Here is a 21,993-nt window from a genome sequence, read left to right as displayed (position 1 = left end):
CCCGACGACCAAGGAGCAAGGACGACGTGACCATGCCGACATACACCCCGGTGACCGCCGACTCCCTGGTGGCCCGGCTGTTCCAGGTGATCGACTCGCGCTCGTGGGACGAGCTGGGTGACGTGCTCACGGAGGACGCCGTCTACGAACGCCCCGGATATCCGGCGCTGGAGGGTCTGGACAGGATCCGCACGTTCTACGAGCACGAGCGGATCATCACCGAGGGGCGCCACGAGGTGGACCAGGTGACGGGCAGCCTCGGCGCCGCCGCCTGCTGGGGCCGCTTCCAGGGCGTCAGCAGGGACGGCACGTCGCTGGACGAGGGTTTCGCGGACACGTACCTGGTACGTGACGGAAAGATCGAACGCCGCAAGACCTTCTTCTACCGACCGGCCATCTGACGGCCCGCCGGCCCCGCCACGCCGCTCTCTCCGCTCCTGGTGGCGGAGAGAGCGGCGTCGCGGTGCGGGGCGCCGCCTCAGACCCGCTGGAACTCGATCTGCGCCCCCAGGAACATCTCGATCCGCCCGCACTGGGCGCAGACCAGACCGGTCGCGGACTTGTTGGCCCAGTCCAGCCCCAGAAACGACATCCCGGCCGTGTTGAGCTTGATCTCCCGCTCCCAGAACTGGTCGAAACGGCAGAACGGGCAGACGACCTGCTGGTCGCTCACCCACACCCGCATGGCTTCGTCACGCACGAACCCTCGCCCCCCGCGTCTCGTCGCACCGCCCCGGGTCCGGCCCCCAGACCCACCGGCCGCACCGGGCTTCAGTCTGCCGGCCGGACGGCTACCACCCGGACACGGGTCCGCGAAACACGGCGTCGGACCGGACGCCCGGAGGACACGGCCGTCGCGGGCCCGATGAGCTGACTGCCCAGGGACGTGAGCCCGACCGTGCGGCCGGTGCGCTCGAACAGCGGGGCGCCGACCGCCGCTCCGGCTTCCGGACCGGCTGGCCGATCCGGGCGGCCCGGGAGACGAACAGGCGCTCGGCGGTACGCCCGAAGTGCAGTTCTCCGGCGAGGACGAGGAAGCTTTCGATCTCCAGCCTCTCCACCACACCAGCCCCCTGGACGTCATGTCCTCGTTACCGATCATTCAGACGCGCTTGCGACGCTCGGCCAATGAAGCCGCCGTGTCCGCACTCACGGCCCGCTCCGACGCGCCTGACCAGCCCTCCGCGCGGAAGAATGGTGCCATGAGCCAGCAGCCCGCCGAGGTCCCGGTCGCCGCCCAGCACCACCCGTCGTCCGCCACCGCCCAGTCCGCCGAGCCGGGGCGGTCCGCCGCGTCCGGGAAGACCGGCAAGACCGCCAAGAGCGGCAAGACCGGCACGTCCGGGTCCGGCGCGCCCGCCGCGACCGGCGACAGCACCGCATCCGGCCGTTCGGTCGAGCACCCCGTCGGGGCCATCGCCGCACACCGGCCGCGCACCCTCTCCGCGCCGGAGCTTCCCGAGCTGGAACCCGACCTGGCCGCGGACATGGAGGACGCCTACGCGGCCGAGAGCGCCACCCACACCGAACTGCCCCAGGGCCGGTTCCTGGACCGGGAGCGCAGCTGGCTGGCGTTCAACGAGCGCGTCCTGGAGCTGGCCGAGGACCCGACGACCCCGCTCCTCGAACGGGCGAACTTCCTGGCGATCTTCGCCTCCAACCTGGACGAGTTCTTCATGGTCCGGGTCGCCGGCCTGAAGCGCCGCATCGCGACCGGCGTGGCGACCCGCTCCGCGTCCGGGCTCCAGCCGCGCGAGGTGCTGGAGCTGATCTGGACCCGGTCCCGGGAACTCATGGCCCGGCACGCCGCCTGCTTCCAGCAGGACGTGGCCCCGGCACTGGCCGACGAGGGCATCCACCTGGTCCGCTGGCCCGATCTGACCGAGAAGGAGCAGGCGCGGCTCTTCACCCTGTTCCGGCAGCAGATCTTCCCGGTCCTGACACCGCTGGCCGTCGACCCGGCCCACCCCTTCCCGTACATCTCCGGGCTCTCCCTCAACCTCGCCGTCGTCGTGCGCAACCCGGTCTCCGGACACCGCCACTTCGCACGCGTGAAGGTTCCCCCGCTGCTGTCCCGCTTCCTGGAGGCCTCGCCGCAGCGGTACGTCCCGCTGGAGGACGTCATCGCGGCGCACCTGGAGGAGCTGTTCCCGGGCATGGAGGTGCTGGCCACCCACATGTTCCGGGTGACCAGGAACGAGGACCTGGAAGTCGAGGAGGACGACGCCGAGAACCTGCTCCAGGCCCTGGAGAAGGAGCTGATGCGGCGCCGCTTCGGCCCGCCCGTACGGCTGGAGGTGGAGGAGTCCATCGACCCGTACGTCCTCGACCTGCTGGTCAGAGAGCTGAAGGTGTCCGACGCCGAGGTCTACCCGCTGCCCGGGCCGCTGGACCTGACCGGGCTGTTCGGGATAGCCGGGCAGGACCGGCCGGAGCTGAAGTACCCGAAGTTCGTGGCCGGCACCCACCGGGACCTCGCGGAGGTCGAGTCCGCCTCCGCGCCCGACATCTTCGCGGCGCTGCGCGAGCGGGACGTGCTGCTGCACCACCCGTACGACTCCTTCTCGACGTCGGTCCAGGCCTTCCTGGAGCAGGCCGCGGCGGACCCCGACGTCCTCGCGATCAAGCAGACGCTGTACCGCACCTCCGGCGACTCCCCGATAGTGGACGCACTGATCGACGCCGCCGAGTCCGGCAAGCAGGTCCTCGTCCTCGTCGAGATCAAGGCCCGCTTCGACGAGCAGGCCAACATCAAGTGGGCGCGCAAGCTGGAGGAGGCCGGCTGCCACGTGGTGTACGGCCTGGTCGGCCTGAAGACCCACTGCAAGCTCTCCCTCGTCGTGCGGCAGGAGGGCGAGCTGCTGCGCCGGTACAGCCACGTGGGCACCGGCAACTACCACCCGAAGACGGCCCGCCTGTACGAGGACCTGGGCCTGCTGACCGCCGACCCACAGGTGGGCGCGGACCTGTCCGACCTGTTCAACCGGCTGTCCGGCTACTCGCGCCGCGAGACGTACCGGCGACTGCTGGTCGCCCCGAAGTCGCTGCGCGACGGGCTGGTGTCCCGCATCAACCGGGAGATCACCCACCACAAGGCCGGGCGCCCCTCCTCCGTCCGGATCAAGGTCAACTCGATGGTCGACGAGGCGGTCATCGACGCCTGCTACCGCGCCTCGCAGGCGGGCGTGCCGGTCGACATCTGGGTGCGCGGCATCTGCGCGCTGCGCCCCGGCGTCGTCGGGCTGTCCGAGAACGTCCGGGTCCGTTCGGTGCTCGGCCGCTTCCTCGAACACTCCCGGGTCTTCGCGTTCGCGAACGGCGGTGAGCCGGAGGTGTGGCTGGGCAGCGCGGACATGATGCACCGCAACCTCGACCGCCGGATAGAAGCGCTCGTACGGGTCGTCGACCCGGCGCACCGCGCGGCCCTCAACCGCCTGCTGGAAACCGGCATGGCCGACACCACGTCCTCCTGGCATCTCGGCCCGGACGGCAACTGGACCCGGCACGCGACGGACGGGGAGGGCCAGCCGCTGCGACATGTCCAGGAGATGCTCATAGACGCCCGGAGGCGCCGACGTGCCAAACCATGACGACGAGGTCGTCATCGCCCCAGCTCCGGCACCGCCCGCGGGCGAGGTGGTGGCGCCCTACCTCCACGCCCGCGCCAACGACTTCCTGCGCGCCCTCCGCCTGCACACGGAGAGCAACGGAACGGACATGTCCGGCATGGAGGAGGCGACCCGGGCGCTGCGGGCCGCCGCCCGCCGCATCAGTGCGACGCTGCACACCTTCCGGCCGCTGCTGGACGGGGCGTGGGCGGACGGGCTGCGCGCGGAGCTGGCCTGGCTGTCCGGGACGCTGGCGCAGGAGCAGGCCTGCACGTCACGGCTCGTCCGGCTGATGGACGCGCTGTCCCGGCTGACCGGCGCGGACGAGCCCCGGACGGTGCCGCCGCCCCGGGCCGCGGGCGGGACCGCCGGGACCGCCGGGGCCGCGGGCGGGGGCGGTGAGGCGCTGCGGCTCGGCGCGGCGAAGGCGGGCGCGCTGCTGGAGCGGCAGCTGACCCTGGCCCGTACGAGGGCCCACTCCGCGGCGCTCCAGGCCCTCGGCTCGGCGCGGTTCCACGCGGTGGCGGACGCGGTGGCGCTGCTGGCGTCTGAGGTACCGCTGGGCCCGGCGGCGACGTCGCGGGACCCGGAGGTGCTGGCCGCGCCCGCGGAGGTGGTGGAGCGGCGTCTGCTGGAGGCGGTCCGGGCGCTGCCGATGGCACCCGCGGTGGGGGGCGAGCACCAGGACGGCCCGTGGCACCAGACACGGCTGCTGCTGCGGCTGCACCGGTACGCCCAGGAGGTGCGGTCCGCCCCGGCGCCCGAGCTGTACGAGGCGGGGGCGGCGCTGGACCGGCACCGGGACGCGGCGGAGGCGGCGGCAGCCGCGGGGACTGCGGCCCGCACGCCCCGGATCGCCCCGGCCACGGCGTACGCCCTGGGGGTGCTCCACGCGGACCAGCGCCACGAGGTGGAGGCGGCCCGCCACGCCTTCCACCGCGCCTGGGTCCGGACGGCGGTGACGACGAGGTGACCGGCGAGCCGGTGCGGGCGGCGGGCTGCGTGCTGTGGCGGAGGAACAAGGACGACGGGACCGTGGAGATCTGCCTGGTCCACAGACCGCGGTACGACGACTGGTCACTGCCGAAAGGCAAGCTCAAACAGGGCGAAAGCCTCCTGGAGGCGGCCCTCCGCGAGGTCCTGGAGGAGACCGGCCACACCTGCGCCCCGGGGCCCCGCCTGGCCACCACCCACTACACGGCGAAGGGCCGCCCCAAGGAGGTCACATACTGGTCGGCCGAGGCCACGGGCGGCACGTTCACCCGGAACAAGGAGGTGGACCGGGTGGCATGGCTTCCCCCGGACCAGGCCGAGTCCCGCCTGAGCCACCCCCAGGACAGGCCGCTGATCCGGGCCCTTGTCACCGCCTCGGGCCAGGGCCGCTGAACAGCCGCACCCCGGGGAGCTCCCCGAACCCGGCCTCGCCGTCCAGGCTGTGGACGGACCTGGCGGTCGCGACGGCGGTCGCCGCGATCATCAGGTCATGAGCCCCGCGCGGCTCGCCGAGCCGCCGGGTGTGCGCGAGCATCCGGGCGTGTACGCGGGCCACTTCGAGCGTGTAGTCCTCCACCGGCACCGTGGCGAACACCAGGTCCGCGAACCCCTGGCGGCGTTCGCGCCGCTCGCGGGTGTCGGCACGCTCCACTCCGGTCAGCAGCTCCGCCGCCGTGACGGCCGCGATGACCATGTCGTGGTCGCGGAGAGGAGCGAGGTCGAGCTTTCCGCGTTCGGCGGCGACGAGGACACCGGTGTCGAGGATCAGTCGCGCCACGGGTCCTCCTCGGCCAGCAGGTCCCGCGCACCGAGGACGTCGGCTTCGAAGGCGGGGTCGTCGCCGGGATGACGCTCGCGCCACGCGGCCAGGGCATCCGCGAGGTCGCCGCCATTGGCGACGGGCGCAGGCCCTATGAGCGCCAGCCGTCGCCCACCGCGCGTGATCACGATGGTCTCGCCGTGCTCGGCCATGTCCAGTACGGACGCGAAGTTCCGGGATGCCTCGGAGGCCGTCATCAGCTTCATGAGTTCAGACTATCTGATCTGCTCCGAATATCTGATCCGCCGCGGCCTCGTCCGGACCCCGCCCCTTCCCGTCCGGACCCCGCCCCACGGGCCCGCGCCTCTCGGCGCCGGGGGCGCCGTCGCGCACCCCCGCAGGTCACGGGCCGTCCCGCGGACAGACCACGCCGCACCACACCGCGCCTTCCGGCATGGTTCACCTGCCGTTCACTTCCCCCCGTCGACGGCTTCACCTGATCTGCCTAATTTCGGCCGTGCACGGTGACCCGGCCCACGGGTCTCCACCCACCCCGACACACGCCGTCGTACAAACGGCCCGCAGGCATCGGCTCGCGGGCTCCCAGGCCGGCGGCTACTGGAAGGAACACCCGAAAGTGAAGCTTCACCGAAAGACTGGGCTTCGCGCCACCGCGCTCGGTGCCCTCGTTGTGTCCGGCGCCCTGGTCCTCACGGCGTGTGGCTCGGACGACAACACCGCCAACCCCGAAGGCGAGCGGAAGAGCGCCGCCGCCGCGTCGGACATCGACTGCGGCGACGCCAAGGGCCAGCTCCTCGCGGCGGGCTCCTCCGCGCAGAAGAACGCCATGGACCTGTGGGTGAAGAACTTCCAGGCCGCGTGCGAGGGCGTGGAGATCAACTACCAGTCGATCGGCTCCGGCGGCGGCATCACCAAGTTCACCCAGGGCCAGGTCGCCTTCGCGGGCTCCGACTCCGCCCTGAAGGAGGACGAGGTCGCCGCGTCGCAGAAGATCTGCAAGGACGGCGGCAAGGGCATCAACCTCCCGATGGTCGGCGGCCCCGTCGCCATCGGCTACAAGCTGGACGGCGTCGACAGCCTCGTCCTGGACGCCCCGACCCTCGCCAAGATCTTCGACTCGAAGATCACCAAGTGGAACGACGAGGCGATCGCCAAGCTGAACCCGGGCGTCAAGCTCCCGGACGTCGCGATCCAGGCCTTCCACCGCTCCGACGAGTCGGGCACCACCCAGAACTTCGCCAAGTACCTCAAGGCCGCCACTCCGGAGGAGTGGAAGTACGAGGCTGAGAAGTCCTGGCTGGCCAAGGGCGGCCAGGCCGCGAACGGCTCCTCCGGTGTCGCGACCGCCGTCAAGGACACCAACGGCGCCATCGGCTACTTCGAGCTGTCCTACGCCGACGCCAACAAGATCAGCACCGTCAAGCTGAACACCGGCGCCGCCCAGCCGGTCGAGGCCACCACGGACAACGCCTCCAAGGCCATCGCCGCCGCCAAGGTCAAGGGCACCGGCAACGACCTGGCCCTGGAGCTGGACTACGCGACGAAGGCCGAGGGTGCCTACCCGATCGTCCTCGTCACGTACGAGATCCCCTGCGACAAGGGCAACAAGGCGGAGACCCTGCCGACCCTGAAGGCGTTCCTCAACTACACGATCAGCGAGGACGGCCAGAAGGTCCTCGCCGACGCCGGCTACGCCCCGATCCCGGCCGAGATCGCGACCAAGATCCGCGAGATCGTCCCGACCCTCTCGTAGCGAACCCCGACGGGGCCGGACCACCGCCGCACCAGAGCGAACCGGTCCGGCCCCGCATCCGGTGCACCGCCGCCAGGAGCAGCCCCGCCTCAGCGCGCAAGGCCGCTCCGCAGACCGGAGAAGACACACGATGGCCACAGCCACACCCACCCGCTCCACACCGCCCCCCGGGGGCGAACCGACAGCCCTCAAGAGCAGCACTGCCGCCCGCGCCGGCGACAAGGTCTTCCTCGGCCTGTCCCGCGGCTCCGGCATCACCCTGCTGGTGATCATGGCCGCGATCGCGGCCTTCCTCGCCTACCGCACGGTCCTCGCGCTCTCCCGGAACGAGGGGAACTTCCTCACCACCTCCGAGTGGAACCCGGCCGGCGACCCGCCGGTCTTCGGCATCGCCGTCCTCGCCTTCGGCACGATCGTCAGCTCGGTCATCGCCATGGCCCTCGCCGTGCCGGTCGCCATCGGCATCGCGCTGTTCATCTCGCACTACGCGCCCCGCAAGCTCGCCGCGCCCCTCGCGTACGTGGTCGACCTGCTCGCCGCCGTGCCGAGCATCATCTACGGCCTCTGGGGCGCGATCTTCCTCGTTCCCTACCTGGACGGCCTCAACAAGTGGCTCGACCAGTACATGGGCTGGACGTACATCTTCGACAAGTCCGGTGAGGGCCTCGCCCGGAACATGTTCACCGTCGGCATCCTGCTGGCGATCATGATCCTGCCGATCATCACCAACGTCACCCGCGAGATCTTCAAGCAGGTCCCGCGCATGCACGAGGAGGCCGCACTGGCCCTCGGCGCGACCCGCTGGGAGACCATCCGCATGTCGGTGCTGCCGTACGGCCGCTCCGGCATCATCAGCGCCTCCATGCTGGGCCTCGGCCGTGCGCTCGGCGAGACGATGGCCGTCGCGGTCGTCCTCTCGCCCAGCTTCATCATCTCCGGCCACCTGCTGGACCCGGGCGGCGGCACGTTCGCCCAGAACATCGCCGCGAAGTTCAACGAGGCCGACGAGTTCGGCCGGGACGCGCTGATCGCCTCCGGTCTCGTCCTCTTCGTCATCACGCTGCTGGTCAACGGCGCCGCCCGGTGGATCATCGCGCGCCGCAAGGAGTACTCGGGGGCCAACTCGTGAGCGGCGTACGCACGGCCACGGGGCCGCAGACCACGGAAGCCGGACAGGCGCGCCGCGAGGGCGGAGAAGCGAAGAAGAGGGGCGCAGCATGAGCAGCCAGACCATCCAGCGTGAGGCGCCCTCCTCCGTGCACCCCGTCTCCCCCCTCTCCCACGCCCGCATGCCGCGCTGGGCCCCGGCCGTGATCGCCGTGGGCTCCGTCGCCGCCGGCTGCGGCATCGGCCTGGCCGCCGGCTGGGAGAGCCGCGTCCAGTGGGGCCTGCTGTCCGCCCTGCTCTTCGTCGCCGCGACGTACGCGATCACGGCCAGGGTGGAGAACTCCCGCCAGGCCAAGGACCGCGTCGCCACCAGCGTCGTCTGGGTCTGCTTCATCCTCGCGGTCGTCCCGCTGGCCTCCCTCGCCTGGGTGACGGTCAGCAAGGGCGTGGTGGTCCTCGACGGCTACTTCCTCACCCACTCGATGAACGGCGTCCTCGACGCCGAGACCGGCGGCGGCGTCTACCACGCCCTGCTCGGCACCATCGAGCAGGTGCTCATCGCGGCCGTCATCGCCGCCCCGATCGGTCTGCTGACCGCGATCTACCTGGTCGAGTACGGCAAGGGCAGGCTCGCCCAGGCCGTCACCTTCTTCGTCGACGTCATGACGGGCATCCCGTCCATCGTCGCGGGTCTGTTCATCCTGGCCACCTGGAACCTGCTGCTGGGCTTCGGGCCCTCCGGCTTCGCCGGCTCGATGGCGCTGGCCATCCTGATGATGCCGGTCGTCGTCCGCTCCACCGAGGAGATGCTGAAGCTCGTCCCGAACGAGCTGCGCGAGGCCTCCCTCGCGCTCGGCGTCCCCAAGTGGAAGACGATCATCAAGGTGGTTCTGCCGACCGCGATCGGCGGCATCACCACCGGCGTCATGCTCGCGGTCGCCCGTATCACCGGCGAGACGGCCCCCGTGCTGCTCCTCGTCTTCGGTACGAAGCTGATCAACCCGAACCCGTTCGAAGGCGCTCAGGCGTCGCTCCCGCTCTATGTGTACGAGCAGTACGCCGTCGGCACCGACGCCGCCGTGGCCCGCGCCTGGGCCGCCGCACTGGTGCTGATCGCCTTCGTCATGATCCTCAACCTGGTGGCCCGCGGCATCGCCCGCTGGAAGGCCCCGAAGACCGGCCGCTAAGGCATCAATTTTCGGCTGCCGCCGAGTGGCGGCAGCAACCCTGGAAGTGATTCAGATGGCCAAGCGAATCGACGTCAGCGGCCTCTCCGCGTACTACGGCACCCACAAGGCTATCGACGACATCTCGATGACCGTCGAGCCCCGCTCCGTCACGGCGTTCATCGGCCCGTCCGGCTGCGGCAAGTCCACCTTCCTGCGCACCCTGAACCGGATGCACGAGGTCACCCCCGGTGGCCGCGTCGAGGGCAAGGTGCTGCTCGACGACCAGAACCTGTACGGCAAGGACGTCGACCCGGTCGCCGTGCGCCGCACGGTCGGCATGGTGTTCCAGCGCCCGAACCCGTTCCCCACCATGTCGATCTTCGACAACGTGGCGGCGGGCCTGCGGCTGAACGGCCGCTACAAGAAGGCCGAGCTGAACGAGATCGTCGAGCGCTCGCTCAAGGGCGCGAACCTCTGGAACGAGGTCAAGGACCGCCTCAACAAGCCGGGCGCCGGCCTCTCCGGCGGCCAGCAGCAGCGCCTGTGCATCGCGCGGGCGATCGCGGTGGAGCCGGACGTCCTGCTGATGGACGAGCCGTGCTCCGCCCTGGACCCGATCTCCACGCTGGCGATCGAGGACCTGATCGGTGAGCTGAAGGAGCGCTTCACGATCGTGATCGTGACGCACAACATGCAGCAGGCGGCCCGCGTCTCGGACCGTACCGCCTTCTTCAACCTGGCGGCCGTGGGCCAGCCCGGCAAGCTCATCGAGATCGACGAGACGGAGCGCATCTTCTCCAACCCGTCCGTCCAGGCGACCGAGGACTACATCTCGGGCCGCTTCGGATAACCGGCACATGCGGCCTCCGCCGCGTAGACGTCTGCGGTGCTGCATGGCGGTGCCACCGTAAGACGAAGGGCCCGCCCCCTGTCGAGGGGGGCGGGCCCTTTTGCTGTGCCGCGGCATCAGCCGAAGCCTCCGCGCATCAGCCGAACCCGTCAGGCATCAGCCGAACAGCAGATTCACCACATAGAAACTCAGGGCCGCGACGGCAGCGGCCGCGGGCATCGTGATGAACCAGCCGAGAACGATGTTCTTGGCCACTCCCCACCGCACCGCGTTGACCCGCTTCGTCGCCCCGACACCCATGATCGCGGACGTGATGACATGCGTCGTGGAAATGGGCGCCTGGAACATGAAGGACGCCGTGTACATCACGGAGGCCGCGGTGGTCTCCGCGGCGAATCCCTGCGGCGGGTCCAGCTCGATGATCCGCCGTCCGAGCGTGCGCATGATCCGCCACCCGCCCGCGTACGTACCGAGCGACAGCATCACCGCGCTCGCGATCTTCACCCACAGCGGGATCTCGTCCCCGGTCTCGACATCCGCGATGACCAGCGCCATCACCACGATGCCCATGGTCTTCTGCGCGTCCTGGAGCCCGTGTCCCAGCGCCATGCCGGCCGCGGAGACGGTCTGCGCGATACGGAATCCCCGCTTGGTCCGGTGCGGCCCCGACTTCCGGAAGATCCACATGATCGCGGCCATCACCAGATAGCCGACCAGCAGACCGACGAGCGGGGACAGGAACATCGGGATGACGATCTTCTCCAGGACACCGCCCCAGATGACCTCGGTCCCTCCGGCCAGCGCGGCCCCCACCATGCCGCCGAAAAGCGCATGGGAAGAGGAGGAGGGCAACCCGAAGTACCAGGTGACGAGGTTCCAGGCGATCGCCCCGACCAGCGCGGCGAACAGGATCCCCATGCCCTTGTCGCCCTGCGGGGTCTCGATGACCCCCTCGCTCACGGTCTTGGCGACCCCGCTCCCGAGGAACGCGCCGGCGAGGTTCATGACGGCGGCCATCAGCAGGGCCGCGCGCGGCGTCAGCGCACGGGTCGACACCGAGGTGGCGATCGCGTTCGCGGAGTCGTGGAAGCCGTTGGTGTACGTGAAGAAGAGCGCGACCCCGACGGTCACGACCAGCGCAAACGTATCCACAGCAGGCTCAGGACTCCTTGACGGCGATGGTCTCCACCGTGTTCGCCACGTGCTCGAAGGCGTCCGCCGCCTCTTCCAGGACATCCACGATCTGCTTCAGCTTCAGCACCTCGATGGCGTCGTACTTGCCGTTGAAGAGGTGGGCGAGCAGTTTGCGGTGGATCTGGTCGGCCTGGTTCTCCAGCCGGTTGACCTCGATCCAGTACTCGGTGAGGTCCGTCATGGTCCGCAGGTGCGGCATGGCCTCGGCGGTCAGCTCCGCCGCCCGTGCGAGGACCTCGATCTGCTGCTCGACGCCCTTCGGCAGTTCCTCGATGTTGTAGAGGACGACGAGGTCGACGGCCTCCTCCATGAAGTCCATGATGTCGTCGAGCGAGGAGGCGAGGGCATAGATGTCCTCACGGTCGAACGGCGTGATGAAGGAGGAGTTCAGCTGGTGGAAGATCGCGTGGGTGGCGTCGTCCCCCGCGTGCTCGGCCGCCCGCATCCGCTCGGCGATCTCGGTCCGCGCCGAGGTGTCGGCTCCGAGCAGCTCCATGAGGAGCTTCGCACCGGTGACGATGTTGTCCGCGGATGCGGCGAACATGTCGTAGAAGCTCGTCTCCCTGGGGGTCAGACGGAAGCGCACGTGGGATCCCTCGGGTGCGTGGAATTCGGTCAGGCTGATGCTAGGCGCATCGTCCGGCCACGACTAAGCGGCGTTCTTCAGTGTCGCCCATCGGGCACAGTGAACTGAACCGGCCCCGCAGCATCCTGCGGGGATCGGTACCATATACCCACGAGGGGTATATGCCCCTTTGTGGACAACGGGAGGACGAGATGACGACCACCGAGGCGGCCGGCCTTCCGGTCCCGGAGCACACCGCGGCCCAGAGTGACCACGATCACGGGGTGCACGGCTACCACCACCAGAAGGACGAGCACGTCAAGCGCCTCCGCCGGATCGAGGGCCAGATCAGGGGGCTCCAGCGGATGGTCGACGAGGACGTCTACTGCATCGACATACTGACCCAGGTCTCCGCCTCCACGAAGGCCCTGCAGTCCTTCGCCCTCCAGCTCCTGGAGGAGCACCTGCGGCACTGCGTCGCGTCCGCGGCGGTCAAGGGGGGCGACGAGATCGACGCGAAGGTGGAGGAGGCCACCAAGGCGATCGCCCGCATGATGCGCACCTGAGCCTCCCGCCCCGCGAGCGCCCGCCCGCCCGCACTCCGCTGCCGGACTACTGGGCCCCTGCCCCGCCCTCACCCGGCGTCACGTTCAGCACCTCGTCGATCAGGTCGACGCTCAGCCGCTCCCCCTCCGCCGCCGAAGCGGCGATGATCAGCTCCCCGCACAGCTCGATCTCGGCCAACGCCACGTGGTCCTGGACGGTCGTCGTACAGAGCGTCTTCGCCACGTGCGTTCACCTCTTCCAGCCGATGTCGGCTTCCTAGAGTAGGAAGCGGACCACGCACCGCGCATGACACGTCCGGGCCATTCCACAACCATCCCAGAGGCCCACAGCCGTGTTCAGCCCTGGACCGTCCCCGTATAGATGTCCTTCTTCGGCGGCAGCCGTACGGCGACGGGGGCGCCGAACCCGTGCAGCACCGTCGTCGACGCCACGTCCACCTCGCGCCCCTCGTTCGCGTAGCTGAACCGGTGGCGCACCTTCCGCAGCCGCCCCGCGTCGTCGAGGTACGCGTCGAACGGCACGGTGGGCGTGGCGAACCCTTTCGCCGCCGCGGCGAGGGCGCCGCGCACCGGGGGTGCGGCGCCCCGGGCGGCGTCCCCGAGGTGGGTGGTGCCGCGGTAGTGGCTGACGGGGACGCCCGCGACCTCGGCCTGGCCGACGTACGTGACGGCCCGGGCGGCCCGCAGCAGCTCGGCGGCGGCGGCGGGATCGGTGGCACCGCCGGTCACGAGGTTGCCGTCCCGGGCGGTGCCCGTGTCGATCCGCACCCACTTGTCTGCGGGAACACCGGCGCCCCGGTTCTTCATGTACAGCGCGCCCGGCGTGAACAGCTCGGTGATCGGCCTCGGCCTCCCGTCAGCCGAGCCCTCCCCGGGCAGGACGACCCGAAGCTCCCCCTGCCTGGTGCGGAAGTCGTAGCGCCCGGTGCCCTTGATGGCCAGCCGTGTCCCGCCCGCGGCCATCTCCACGGCCGTCTCGGCCCTGGCCGTCCCGGCCCGTACGAGCGCGTCCGGCACGCCCCGTACCGCGTCCCGGGCGGCGTCACCGTCGACGGTCACGGCCCGGGCGGCGACTCCCCGCGAGGCGCCGCCGGAGGCGGGGCCCGCGCCCGGCGCGGTGATGGCGTCGGCCGCCGCGGAGCACCCGGCGAGCCCCGCGGTGACCGCGAGTCCCAGGGCGGCCGCGCACGCGCGCTCCCCGAACGTCCTGAGCTGCCGTACCCGCTTCCACACCGCCATCGCCTGCCTGCCTGCCCCACGCTTCGCCGTACCCTGCCGAGACCCCCACCCGCCCCGGTTAACGACGTTCACGGCGCCCCGTCACGCGCGCGGATTCCCGGTACCGTTGACACGTGCACCCGCAGGACGCGCCCTCCGCGCACCGGACGACCACCACCGAACGCGGCGCCTTCGCCCTGGCCCGCTGCACCTGCGGCTGGACGGGCCCGGCCAGACGCTCCAGAGAACGGGCCCGCACGGACGCCACGGCCCACGAGACGGCCGCCGCCTCGACGGCCTGAGACCCCGGCCTCAGCGGCCTGAGGCACCGCGCCGTTCCCTACGCGGCCAGGTCGTGAGGCCCCGCCTCCACCGCCCCCGCCCGCCGCGACCGCACGATCCGCCCTCCGCGCCCGGACATTCCCACCGCCGTGAACAACCGCGTCAGCAGCGCCAACGCGACCGGCGCCAGCAGCAGTGCGACCGCCGTACCGAGCGCGAACCCACCCACCACGTCGGTCGGGTAGTGCACCCCCATGTACACCCGGCAGAAGCCCTCCACGAACGCCAGCCCGATCGCCGCCAGCCCGGCCCGCTTGTGCGCCACGAACAGCCCGACTCCCAGTGCCATCGCCACGGTCGCGTGATCGCTCACGAACGAGAAGTCGGTCTTGCCGTCCACGAGGACCTCGATCCGGTCATGCTCCAGAAAGGGACGCGGCCGCTCCACGAACCCCCGGATCGGCACGTTCACCAGCACCGCGATCCCCGCGGCCAGCGGCGCCCAGGCCACCGCGGCCACACCTCCCGCCGCCTCCTCCAGCGTCCCGCGCCGCCGCACGCTCCACCAGCACCACACCACCACCAGCACGAGCCCGAGCAGGATGCCGTACTCCCCGACGAACTCCATGACGCGGTCGAACCAGGCCGGGGCCGACCTGGCGAGCCCGTTGATGTCGTGGAGCAGGCCGACGTCGGGGTTCGAGCCGTTCGAAGCGAGTCCAGCCACCATCTCCTGCGGCCCCTTGCCTTGTGCTGCTACTGCGGTGCGAGCGGTCAGTGTCAGTCCTGGGAACGCCGCGCCTGAGCAGGACGTTCCGCTCTCCACGGAATGATCACCATGACGTTATCGAAGAGTGACGACGTCAGGTGTCCCGCCGGGGCAGGGCTTTGGCGCCGTCCTCGGTGACCCGGGTGGCCCCGAAATAGTCAGGGGTGTCGATCTTGTCGAAGCGGATGACGGCGCCAGTGTAGGGGGCGTTGATCATGTAGCCGCCGCCCACGTAGACGCCCACGTGGCGGATGGCCCGAGAGTCCGTCAGGTCATCGGAGAAGAAGACCAGATCTCCCGGCAGCAGCTCGTCCCGCCCCGGATGGGGCCCGGCGTTGTACTGGTCGTTGGCGACCCGCGGCAGCTCGATCCCGACCGTGCGGTACGCGGCCTGGGTGAGCCCCGAGCAGTCGAACCGCCCCCCGTGCGCGGCCGTCCCCTCGCCGCCCCACAGGTACGGCGTGCCGAGCTTCTGCTGGGCGTAGTGGATGGCCCCGGCGGCCTGCCGCGAGGGCGCGACCCGGCCGACCGGCCGGGCGAAGCTCTTCTCCAGCGACCGGATGATCCGCACGTAGTTCTGCGTCTCGCTGATCGCGGGCACGCCGCCGCTCCTGATCACCCGATAGGCCCCGGCGTTGTAGGCGGCGAGCATGTTGTTCGTGGGGTCCCCGGGAACCTTCCGCACGTATCCGGCCAGCTCGCAGTCGTAGGAGGCAGCAGACGGAATGGCATCGGCCGGATCCCAGATGTCCCGGTCCCCGTCCCCGTCCCCGTCGATCCCGTGACTGGCCCAGGTGCCCGGGATGAACTGGGCGATCCCCCGGGCGTCGGCATGGCTGACGGCCCGCGGATTCCACCCGCTCTCCTGGTACAGCTGCGCGGCGAGCAGGGCGGGGTTGATGGCCGGACACAGGTTCCCCCACCGCTGCACCAGCCCCTGGTACGCCGCCGGCACGGCCCCCTTGGCCAGCCCCACGGACCCGCCCGCCCCGGCGGGCCCGCCCCCGCCGAACATCCCGGCCGCGGCCGAGTAGGTCCCCACCACCAGCAAGGCGACGAAACTCAGACAGGCCCCGAAGACCACCCCACCGGCCATCCACACCTTACGCACCGTCAACCACCCTCCACCGAGGCCACCCTTCGTCAGTCTAGGCAGCATCCATGCCCACCATCAGATGACCTCACCGGCACGCCCATGACCGCCGTTGCACCTGAAAACTCACACATGTGATGATCCGACAGACACTCAGCACGGGGAGGGTGCAAGGGTCATGGGAGACAAGCCACCCATACGCTCGAAGCTCGCGGACCTGGACACACAGCCGCAGCCGCAGCAGCCTGCGATCACACCGCAGCAGGAGCCGCAACCGACAGGCGCGCCGGAGCCGCAGCCGCAACCACCAGGCCCGCCCACGCCCACAGCACCTGCCACAGACCAGCCCGCACCACACGACCTGAGCGCCGCCCGGCGCGAGTTCGCCGCCCTCCTGGGCGAGTTCCGCCGCACTCCGGTCCTCGTCCCGCTCACCCCGGACGGCGGCCTGTGGACGGCGGACCAGAACGGCGTCCGCTGGATCTGCGCCTTCTCCCACGAGGAGGCCCTGGCCCGCTTCGCCCACGCACGCGGGGAGGCGTCCCGCGAGTGGCAGTACCGCACGGTGCTGGGCGCCCGGCTGCTGGACGCCATGGTGCCGCTGCTGGACGTCCCGGCAGGCGTGGCGCTGGACGCGGGCAGCGAGGACGGCGCCCTGTTCCCGCCCGTCGAGGGCGTCGTACCGGATTCGGCAGTCGTACCGACCGACAACCCGGGGGACCGGCATGACTAGTACGGAACCGGACCTCGCCCTGCCCCCGGCGGTGGTCAGAGCGCTCACCGACGGCATCAACAAGGCGCACCAGGAACTCAAGGACCTCGGCATGATCGGCGAGGCCTCGACCGGCCGGGGCTTCGCCGACCTGGCGCTGTCCGGCCTGGAGCTGGGACACGACGGGCTGGCCGCCGAGTTCAGGACCTTCTGCCGGCGCTGGGACTGGGGCGTACGGGCCCTGACGCACCGCGGCAACTGGATCGCGACGGCCATCGGCCTGAGCGCCGGCGGGCTGCACGAGCAGGACCAGTACGTGAAGGGCACGTTCAAGATCGTCGTGAACGGCCTCAACGGCAACCCGAACGCCGGCGAGGACGAGGTGACGGCGAAGAGCTGGGACCAGATCCGCACGCAGAACCCGTACGACGGAGCGGACTGGAGCGCCGACTCGTTCCGCGAGGCGCACACCGAGGTGAAGCAGACGTGGAACGACACGACGTACGACGTCAACCACCAGCTGTACGACTCCCTCAACCGCGCCGGCATCGTCGACGACCGTGAGAGGGAGGCACTCGACCTGGCCCAGCGCGGGGTTCTGAAGCCGTCGGACGAAGCAGTGGAACGAGCGAAGCGCCCAGCCTGGGAGACCGAGTGACAGACGCGCTGGACGGCCTGATCACAGGCCTCGGGAACATCGCCTCCGGCGCGAAGCGCAAGGCAGGCGAGGGCATCGACTACGTCACCGACAAGGTCGGCGGCGGCCTGGAGCGGCTCGGCGCGGACGACCTCGCGGACAAGGTCGAGGACTGGGGCGACGCGACGGCGTCGTCGCTCGGCGCGAAGGTGGACGAGCAGCAGCTCGGCCAGACCGAGCAGCCCGACGAGCTGATCCACGGCAGACCCGCCAGGATCACTGACACGACGAAGAACCTCCGCGACTTCGAGAGCGCCTTCGACATGGTCGGCCAGGCGCTGAAGAGCCTGGACTCCTCGCACTGGCAGGGCGAGGCGGGTGAGGCGTTCCGCAAGAAGTTCGCGCTGCTGCCCAAGGACTGGCTGCACGCGGCCGACGCGTTCGGAGACGCGGCGGCGGCCCTGGACACGTACGCGAAGACCCTGACGTCGGCCCAGGGCAAGGCGAAGGAGGCGATCGACCTCTACAAGGAGGGCGACCAGGACTCCAAGAAGGCGGTGGACGCGTACAACGAGAAGGTCGACGCCTACAACGCGGCCCGCACAACGGACGACCCACTCCCGAAGCCGCCGCCCTTCGAGGACCCGGGCGACGGGAAGCGCGACCAGGCCCAGGAGATCCTGAAGTCCGCCCGCAAGACCCGCGACGAGGCGGCGAAGAAGGCGGCCGAGTCGGTCAAGGCGGCCCTCCGCCACGCCCCCGACCCGTCGGCCACGGAACGCGCCTTCAACAACATCCTGGACCACGGCATGGCGCAGGGTGTCGAGGCCATGCACCTCGCGGGCGGCGTCGCCAAGGGCACGATCGGCATCACCAACTTCCTCCGCTCGATGAACCCGGTCGACGCGTACAACCTCACGCACCCCGCCGAGTACTACAAGAACATCAACATGACCCTGTCGGGCCTGGTCACCACGGTCGCCCACCCCGACCAGGCCCTGAAGTCCGCCTGGGAGGCGGCCAAGAAGGACCCGAGCGAGTTCTTCGGCCGCCTGCTCCCCGAACTCATCGGCACCAAGGGCGCGGGCGGGATCAAGACCATCGCCAAGGCAGGCGCGAAGGGCGCCGCGAAGCGGGGCGCCGAGTCCGCGGCCAAGGGCGCGGCCCGCGAAAGCGTGGACGGTCCAAGGACGTCACGCACCGGCGACGCGGTCAACAAGGGCAACACAGACCCCGTGGACATGGCGACCGGCGCCATGTTCCTGCCCCAGACCGATGTCACCCTCCCCGGCGTGCTGCCACTGGTCTTCCGACGCCGTGTGGCGTCGGACTACCGCGTGGGCCGCTGGTTCGGCCCGTCCTGGTCGTCCACGGTGGACCAGCGCCTGGAGATCGACGCGGAGGGCGTGGTGTTCGTCGCCGAGGACGGCCTCCTCCTGGCATACCCCCACCCCGCCCCCGGGATCCCGACCCTCCCGAGCCACGGCCCGCGCTGGCCACTGACCCGCGACGCCGACGACGGCTACACGATCACGGACCCGGACACGGCACAGGTCCGGCACTTCGCGGACGTGGACGACACCCGCGCGCTCCTCACACAGATCGACGACCGCAACGGCAACTGGATCACCTTCGAGTACGGCTCCGAGGGCACCCCCCAGTCCATCGTGCACAGCGGCGGCTACCACTTGAAGCTCACCGCACAGGACGGCCGCATCACCGCCCTCCACCTGGACGGCGGCGCACCGGACGGGCAGGACCAGGAGATCCTCCGCTACGCCTACACGGACGGCCGCCTCACCGAGGTCGTCAACTCCTCTGGCCTGCCCTTGCGCTTCGCCTACGACGACCGCGGCCGCGTCACGTCCTGGACGGACCGGAACGGCAGTCGCTACGACTACGCGTACGACGATCAGGACAGGTGCGTCGCGGAAGGCGGCGAGGCCGGTCACGTGGCCCTGCGGCTGACGTACGACGAGACAGACCCGGAAACCGGCCACCGTGTCACCACCACGACTACGTCCTCGGGCGACACCCGCCGCTTCCTGATCGACGAAGCCCACCAGGTGGTGGCCGAGATCGATCCGCTCGGCGCGGTCACCCGCTACGAACGAGACCGCCGCAACCGCCTCCTCGCGCACACAGACCCGCTGGGCCGGACGACCCGCTTCGAGTACGACGAGGAAGGCAACCTCACCACGGCCGTCCGTCCCGACGGCCGCCGCTCGACGGCCCAGCACAACGCCCAGGGCCAACCCCTCAGGGCAGTGCTCCCGGACGGCAGGGTGATCCGCCAGTCGTACGACGAGAAGGGCAACCGCACAGCCGTCACGGACCCGACGGGCACAACGACCCACTTCACGTACGACGAAAGGGGCGCCGTCACCTCGGTCACAGACGCCCTGGGCCACACCACGACCATCCACTGCGACACCAAGGGCCTCCCCCTCACCATCACGGACCCCCTGGGCGGGACAACTCGCTACGCCCGGGATGCCTTCGGCCGCCCGACGGCCATCACCGACGCACTCGGTGCTACGACGCTCCTGGAATGGACCCCCGAGGGCCGCCTGTCCCGCAGAACGGCCCCCGACGGAACCACGGAGTCCTGGACGTACGACGGCGAGGGCAACTGCCTGACGCACACGAACGCGGCGGGCGGGGTGACCCTGCACGAGTACACCCACTTCGACCTGCTGAAGGCCCGCACGGGCCCGGACGGAGTGCGCTACGAGTTCACCCACGACACCGAACTCCGACTGACGGAGGTCCTGAACCCCCAGGGCCTGACCTGGACGTACTCCTACGACGCCGCAGGCAACCTCACCTCGGAAACGGACTTCGACGACCGCACTCTGACCTACGAGCACGACCGGGCGGGCACCCTCAAGTCCCGGACGAACGGCCTGGGCGAAACGATCCTCTACGAGCGCAACGAGCTGGGCCAGATCATCCGCAAGGACGTAGCGGGCCAAGTCACCACCTACGAGTACGACGTATTCGACGAACTGGCGGTGGCTGCCTCCCCGGACGCCACGCTCACCCTCCTACGAGACCGCCACGGCCGACTCCTGTCGGAGAAGGTGAACGACAGGGAACTCACCTACACGTACGACCAACTGGGTCGCCGCACAGGCCGCACCACGCCCACGGGCGCGACGAGCATGTGGACGTACGACGCGGCAGGCAATCGCACGGAACTGCAGACCTCCGGACGCAGGCTCACGTTCGCCCATGACGCGGCGGGCAGGGAACTGTCCCGGCACATAGGCGACACGCTCACGCTGACCCACGCATACGACGCGGCAGGCCGACTGGCGAGCCAGCAGACAGCAACCCCGACCACCCCCATCCAACAACGCTCCTACACCTACAGCCCCGAAGGAAACCTCACCTCGATCGAGGACCGCCTCTCGGGCACCCGTCGCTTCACCCTGGATGCGGCGGGCCGCGTCACAACGGTGACCGCGGCGAACTGGACGGAACGCTATGCCTACGACGAGGCCGGCAACCAGATACAGGCGTCCTGGCCCGAGTCCCACCCCGGCCAGGAGTCCACAGGCCCCCGCACCTACACCGGCACCCGCATCACCCGCGCGGGCCGGATCCGCTACGAACACGACGCGCAGGGCCGAGTGGTCCTCCGCCAGAAGCCCCGCCTGTCCCGCAAGCCGGACACGTGGCACTACGAGTGGGACCCAGAAGACCGCCTGACCCAGGTCGCCACCCCCGACGGCACGGTCTGGCGCTACGCATACGACCCCCTGGGCCGCCGAATATCAAAAGAACGCCTGTCCCCAGACAAGAAGACAACCGAGGAGCAGACGACCTTCACCTGGGACGGCACAACCCTCTGCGAGCAGACGACAGAGTCACCGAACTTCCCCCACCCGATAGCGCTGACCTGGGATCACAAGGGCCTACACCCCCTGACCCAGACAGAACGCCTCCTGAGCAAAGACACCCCACAAGAGGCAATAGACACCCGCTTCTTCACGATCATCACCGACCTCGTAGGCACCCCCACAGAGCTGGTAGACGAGTCAGGCACCCTCGCCTGGCACACCCGAACCACCCTCTGGGGCATCACAACCTGGGCGTCCTCCAGCACCACCTACACCCCCCTCCGCTTCCCCGGCCAGTACTTCGACCCCGAAACCGGCCTCCACTACAACTACTTCCGCCACTACGACCCCGAATCCGCCCGCTACCTCTCCCCCGACCCCCTGGGCCTCACACCGGCTCCCAACCCGGCCACGTATGTCCACAACCCACACGTGTGGTCAGACCCCTTGGGCCTTTCCCCCTACGTTGACGAAGGGAAGCTTAACTACCTCTTCAACAAGGGCATAAAGGCAGATGAGCACAACTCGGCAAGGGCAAGACAGAATGCAGACCAGCTGAAGAGCATTGGGTTCGACGACACGCCAGCCTCTCGTCAATACGTCCGTCAACATCTACAGGAAGCCGCAAAGAACGGATTCACCAAGACCTTCAGCAATCAATGGGGAAACTACGGCGAGACACATTCCGTCATAACGGGCAGATGGGGCATGCGAGAGGCAGAGGCGACATGGCAGATCACGCCCGACGGCACACTACGTCTTACAACGGTGATTTTCAAGGGAGGAAAGTGGTGGACTAACATAACCGAGGAGCCCACCAAAGCCAACCCCCAATAAATCTGACCAAAGAT

At 69.9% G+C, this 21,993-nt stretch carries 22 protein-coding genes; 13 read left to right on the top strand and 9 right to left on the bottom strand.

What is annotated here, in order from left to right:
* The first annotated feature begins 32 nt into the window (after window positions 1-32).
* A complete protein-coding gene (locus I3F58_RS02940; RefSeq protein ID WP_240106725.1) occupies window positions 33-401 on the top strand; it encodes a nuclear transport factor 2 family protein in 369 nt (122 codons plus the stop codon).
* 77 nt (window positions 402-478) lie between these two features.
* Here the strand turns inward: I3F58_RS02940 and I3F58_RS02935 are convergent, their stop codons facing one another.
* Window positions 479-700, bottom strand: a complete 222-nt coding sequence (locus I3F58_RS02935; RefSeq protein ID WP_240106569.1) for a hypothetical protein — start codon at window positions 698-700, stop codon at window positions 479-481.
* 502 nt (window positions 701-1,202) lie between these two features.
* Here I3F58_RS02935 and I3F58_RS02925 point away from each other — a divergent pair.
* Genes I3F58_RS02925 through I3F58_RS02915 form a run of 3 tightly spaced genes read left to right on the top strand, consistent with a single transcriptional unit; the run spans window position 1,203 to window position 4,994 of the window.
* The gene (locus tag I3F58_RS02925; protein WP_240106568.1) at window positions 1,203-3,590 is read left to right on the top strand and encodes an RNA degradosome polyphosphate kinase; all 2,388 of its coding nucleotides are present in this window, start codon (window positions 1,203-1,205) and stop codon (window positions 3,588-3,590) included.
* The gene (locus I3F58_RS02920; protein ID WP_240106567.1) at window positions 3,577-4,581 is read left to right on the top strand and encodes a CHAD domain-containing protein; all 1,005 of its coding nucleotides are present in this window, start codon (window positions 3,577-3,579) and stop codon (window positions 4,579-4,581) included. The genes I3F58_RS02925 and I3F58_RS02920 overlap by 14 nt, the downstream gene beginning before the upstream one ends.
* Window positions 4,578-4,994 (top strand): NUDIX hydrolase, encoded by a 417-nt coding sequence (locus tag I3F58_RS02915; protein WP_240106566.1) that lies wholly within the window; start codon window positions 4,578-4,580, stop codon window positions 4,992-4,994. The genes I3F58_RS02920 and I3F58_RS02915 overlap by 4 nt, the downstream gene beginning before the upstream one ends.
* On the opposite strand, the gene I3F58_RS02910 is transcribed toward I3F58_RS02915, so the two are convergent.
* The gene (locus I3F58_RS02910; protein WP_240106565.1) at window positions 4,969-5,379 is read right to left on the bottom strand and encodes a PIN domain-containing protein; all 411 of its coding nucleotides are present in this window, start codon (window positions 5,377-5,379) and stop codon (window positions 4,969-4,971) included. The genes I3F58_RS02915 and I3F58_RS02910 overlap by 26 nt on opposite strands.
* On the bottom strand, window positions 5,367-5,627 hold the full coding sequence (locus I3F58_RS02905) for a type II toxin-antitoxin system prevent-host-death family antitoxin (protein ID WP_240106564.1): 261 nt from the start codon (window positions 5,625-5,627) through the stop codon (window positions 5,367-5,369). Before I3F58_RS02905 ends, I3F58_RS02910 begins: the two co-directional genes overlap by 13 nt.
* Before the next feature lie 371 nt (window positions 5,628-5,998).
* Between I3F58_RS02905 and pstS the strand changes: the two genes are divergently transcribed.
* The 4 genes from pstS (at window position 5,999) to pstB (ending at window position 10,261) form a co-directional block, all read left to right on the top strand.
* Window positions 5,999-7,135, top strand: a complete 1,137-nt coding sequence (gene pstS / locus I3F58_RS02900) for a phosphate ABC transporter substrate-binding protein PstS (RefSeq protein WP_240106563.1) — start codon at window positions 5,999-6,001, stop codon at window positions 7,133-7,135.
* 130 nt (window positions 7,136-7,265) lie between these two features.
* A complete protein-coding gene (pstC, locus tag I3F58_RS02895) occupies window positions 7,266-8,264 on the top strand; it encodes a phosphate ABC transporter permease subunit PstC (RefSeq protein WP_240106562.1) in 999 nt (332 codons plus the stop codon).
* A gap of 88 nt (window positions 8,265-8,352) precedes the next feature.
* Complete coding sequence (pstA, locus tag I3F58_RS02890; RefSeq protein ID WP_240106561.1) at window positions 8,353-9,429, top strand: phosphate ABC transporter permease PstA; 1,077 nt, start codon at window positions 8,353-8,355, stop codon at window positions 9,427-9,429.
* 55 nt (window positions 9,430-9,484) lie between these two features.
* The gene (gene pstB / locus I3F58_RS02885) at window positions 9,485-10,261 is read left to right on the top strand and encodes a phosphate ABC transporter ATP-binding protein PstB (RefSeq protein ID WP_240106560.1); all 777 of its coding nucleotides are present in this window, start codon (window positions 9,485-9,487) and stop codon (window positions 10,259-10,261) included.
* Window positions 10,262-10,417: 156 nt separating this feature from the next.
* Here pstB and I3F58_RS02880 read toward each other — a convergent pair whose 3' ends face one another.
* Complete coding sequence (locus I3F58_RS02880; protein ID WP_240106559.1) at window positions 10,418-11,413, bottom strand: inorganic phosphate transporter; 996 nt, start codon at window positions 11,411-11,413, stop codon at window positions 10,418-10,420.
* Window positions 11,414-11,420: 7 nt separating this feature from the next.
* Complete coding sequence (locus I3F58_RS02875) at window positions 11,421-12,041, bottom strand: DUF47 domain-containing protein (RefSeq protein ID WP_240106558.1); 621 nt, start codon at window positions 12,039-12,041, stop codon at window positions 11,421-11,423.
* 191 nt (window positions 12,042-12,232) lie between these two features.
* Here I3F58_RS02875 and I3F58_RS02870 point away from each other — a divergent pair, with 191 nt between their 5' ends.
* Window positions 12,233-12,586: a metal-sensitive transcriptional regulator gene (locus tag I3F58_RS02870; protein ID WP_240106557.1), complete on the top strand. Its 354-nt coding sequence runs from the start codon at window positions 12,233-12,235 to the stop codon at window positions 12,584-12,586.
* Between the two features lie 46 nt (window positions 12,587-12,632).
* On the opposite strand, the gene I3F58_RS02865 is transcribed toward I3F58_RS02870, so the two are convergent.
* Together I3F58_RS02865 and I3F58_RS02860 are read right to left on the bottom strand one after the other, a co-directional pair.
* On the bottom strand, window positions 12,633-12,809 hold the full coding sequence (locus tag I3F58_RS02865) for a hypothetical protein (RefSeq protein WP_240106556.1): 177 nt from the start codon (window positions 12,807-12,809) through the stop codon (window positions 12,633-12,635).
* 113 nt (window positions 12,810-12,922) lie between these two features.
* Window positions 12,923-13,825, bottom strand: a complete 903-nt coding sequence (locus tag I3F58_RS02860; protein WP_240106555.1) for a hypothetical protein — start codon at window positions 13,823-13,825, stop codon at window positions 12,923-12,925.
* 113 nt (window positions 13,826-13,938) lie between these two features.
* Between I3F58_RS02860 and I3F58_RS02855 the strand changes: the two genes are divergently transcribed.
* Complete coding sequence (locus I3F58_RS02855) at window positions 13,939-14,106, top strand: hypothetical protein (protein WP_240106554.1); 168 nt, start codon at window positions 13,939-13,941, stop codon at window positions 14,104-14,106.
* 38 nt (window positions 14,107-14,144) lie between these two features.
* Here I3F58_RS02855 and I3F58_RS02850 read toward each other — a convergent pair whose 3' ends face one another.
* Complete coding sequence (locus I3F58_RS02850) at window positions 14,145-14,813, bottom strand: phosphatase PAP2 family protein (RefSeq protein WP_240106724.1); 669 nt, start codon at window positions 14,811-14,813, stop codon at window positions 14,145-14,147.
* A 136-nt stretch (window positions 14,814-14,949) separates the two neighbouring features.
* Window positions 14,950-15,951, bottom strand: a complete 1,002-nt coding sequence (locus tag I3F58_RS02845) for a bifunctional lytic transglycosylase/C40 family peptidase (RefSeq protein WP_275678056.1) — start codon at window positions 15,949-15,951, stop codon at window positions 14,950-14,952.
* A gap of 175 nt (window positions 15,952-16,126) precedes the next feature.
* Here I3F58_RS02845 and I3F58_RS02840 point away from each other — a divergent pair, with 175 nt between their 5' ends.
* The 3 genes from I3F58_RS02840 to I3F58_RS02830 are packed head-to-tail and all read left to right on the top strand — an operon-like array spanning window position 16,127 to window position 21,979.
* Window positions 16,127-16,681 (top strand): SseB family protein, encoded by a 555-nt coding sequence (locus tag I3F58_RS02840; RefSeq protein WP_240106552.1) that lies wholly within the window; start codon window positions 16,127-16,129, stop codon window positions 16,679-16,681.
* The gene (locus tag I3F58_RS02835; RefSeq protein WP_240106551.1) at window positions 16,674-17,318 is read left to right on the top strand and encodes a hypothetical protein; all 645 of its coding nucleotides are present in this window, start codon (window positions 16,674-16,676) and stop codon (window positions 17,316-17,318) included. The genes I3F58_RS02840 and I3F58_RS02835 overlap by 8 nt, the downstream gene beginning before the upstream one ends.
* Window positions 17,315-21,979 carry a putative T7SS-secreted protein gene (locus I3F58_RS02830; RefSeq protein WP_308354942.1) on the top strand — a complete coding sequence of 1,555 codons (4,665 nt, stop codon included), beginning with the start codon at window positions 17,315-17,317 and terminating at the stop codon, window positions 21,977-21,979. Before I3F58_RS02835 ends, I3F58_RS02830 begins: the two co-directional genes overlap by 4 nt.
* The last annotated feature ends 14 nt before the right edge of the window (window positions 21,980-21,993 follow it).

Origin of the sequence: Streptomyces sp. MUM 203J (assembly GCF_022414595.1) — a bacterium.
GTDB lineage: Bacteria > Actinomycetota > Actinomycetes > Streptomycetales > Streptomycetaceae > Streptomyces.
This window is presented reverse-complemented; position numbering and strand designations above follow the sequence as displayed.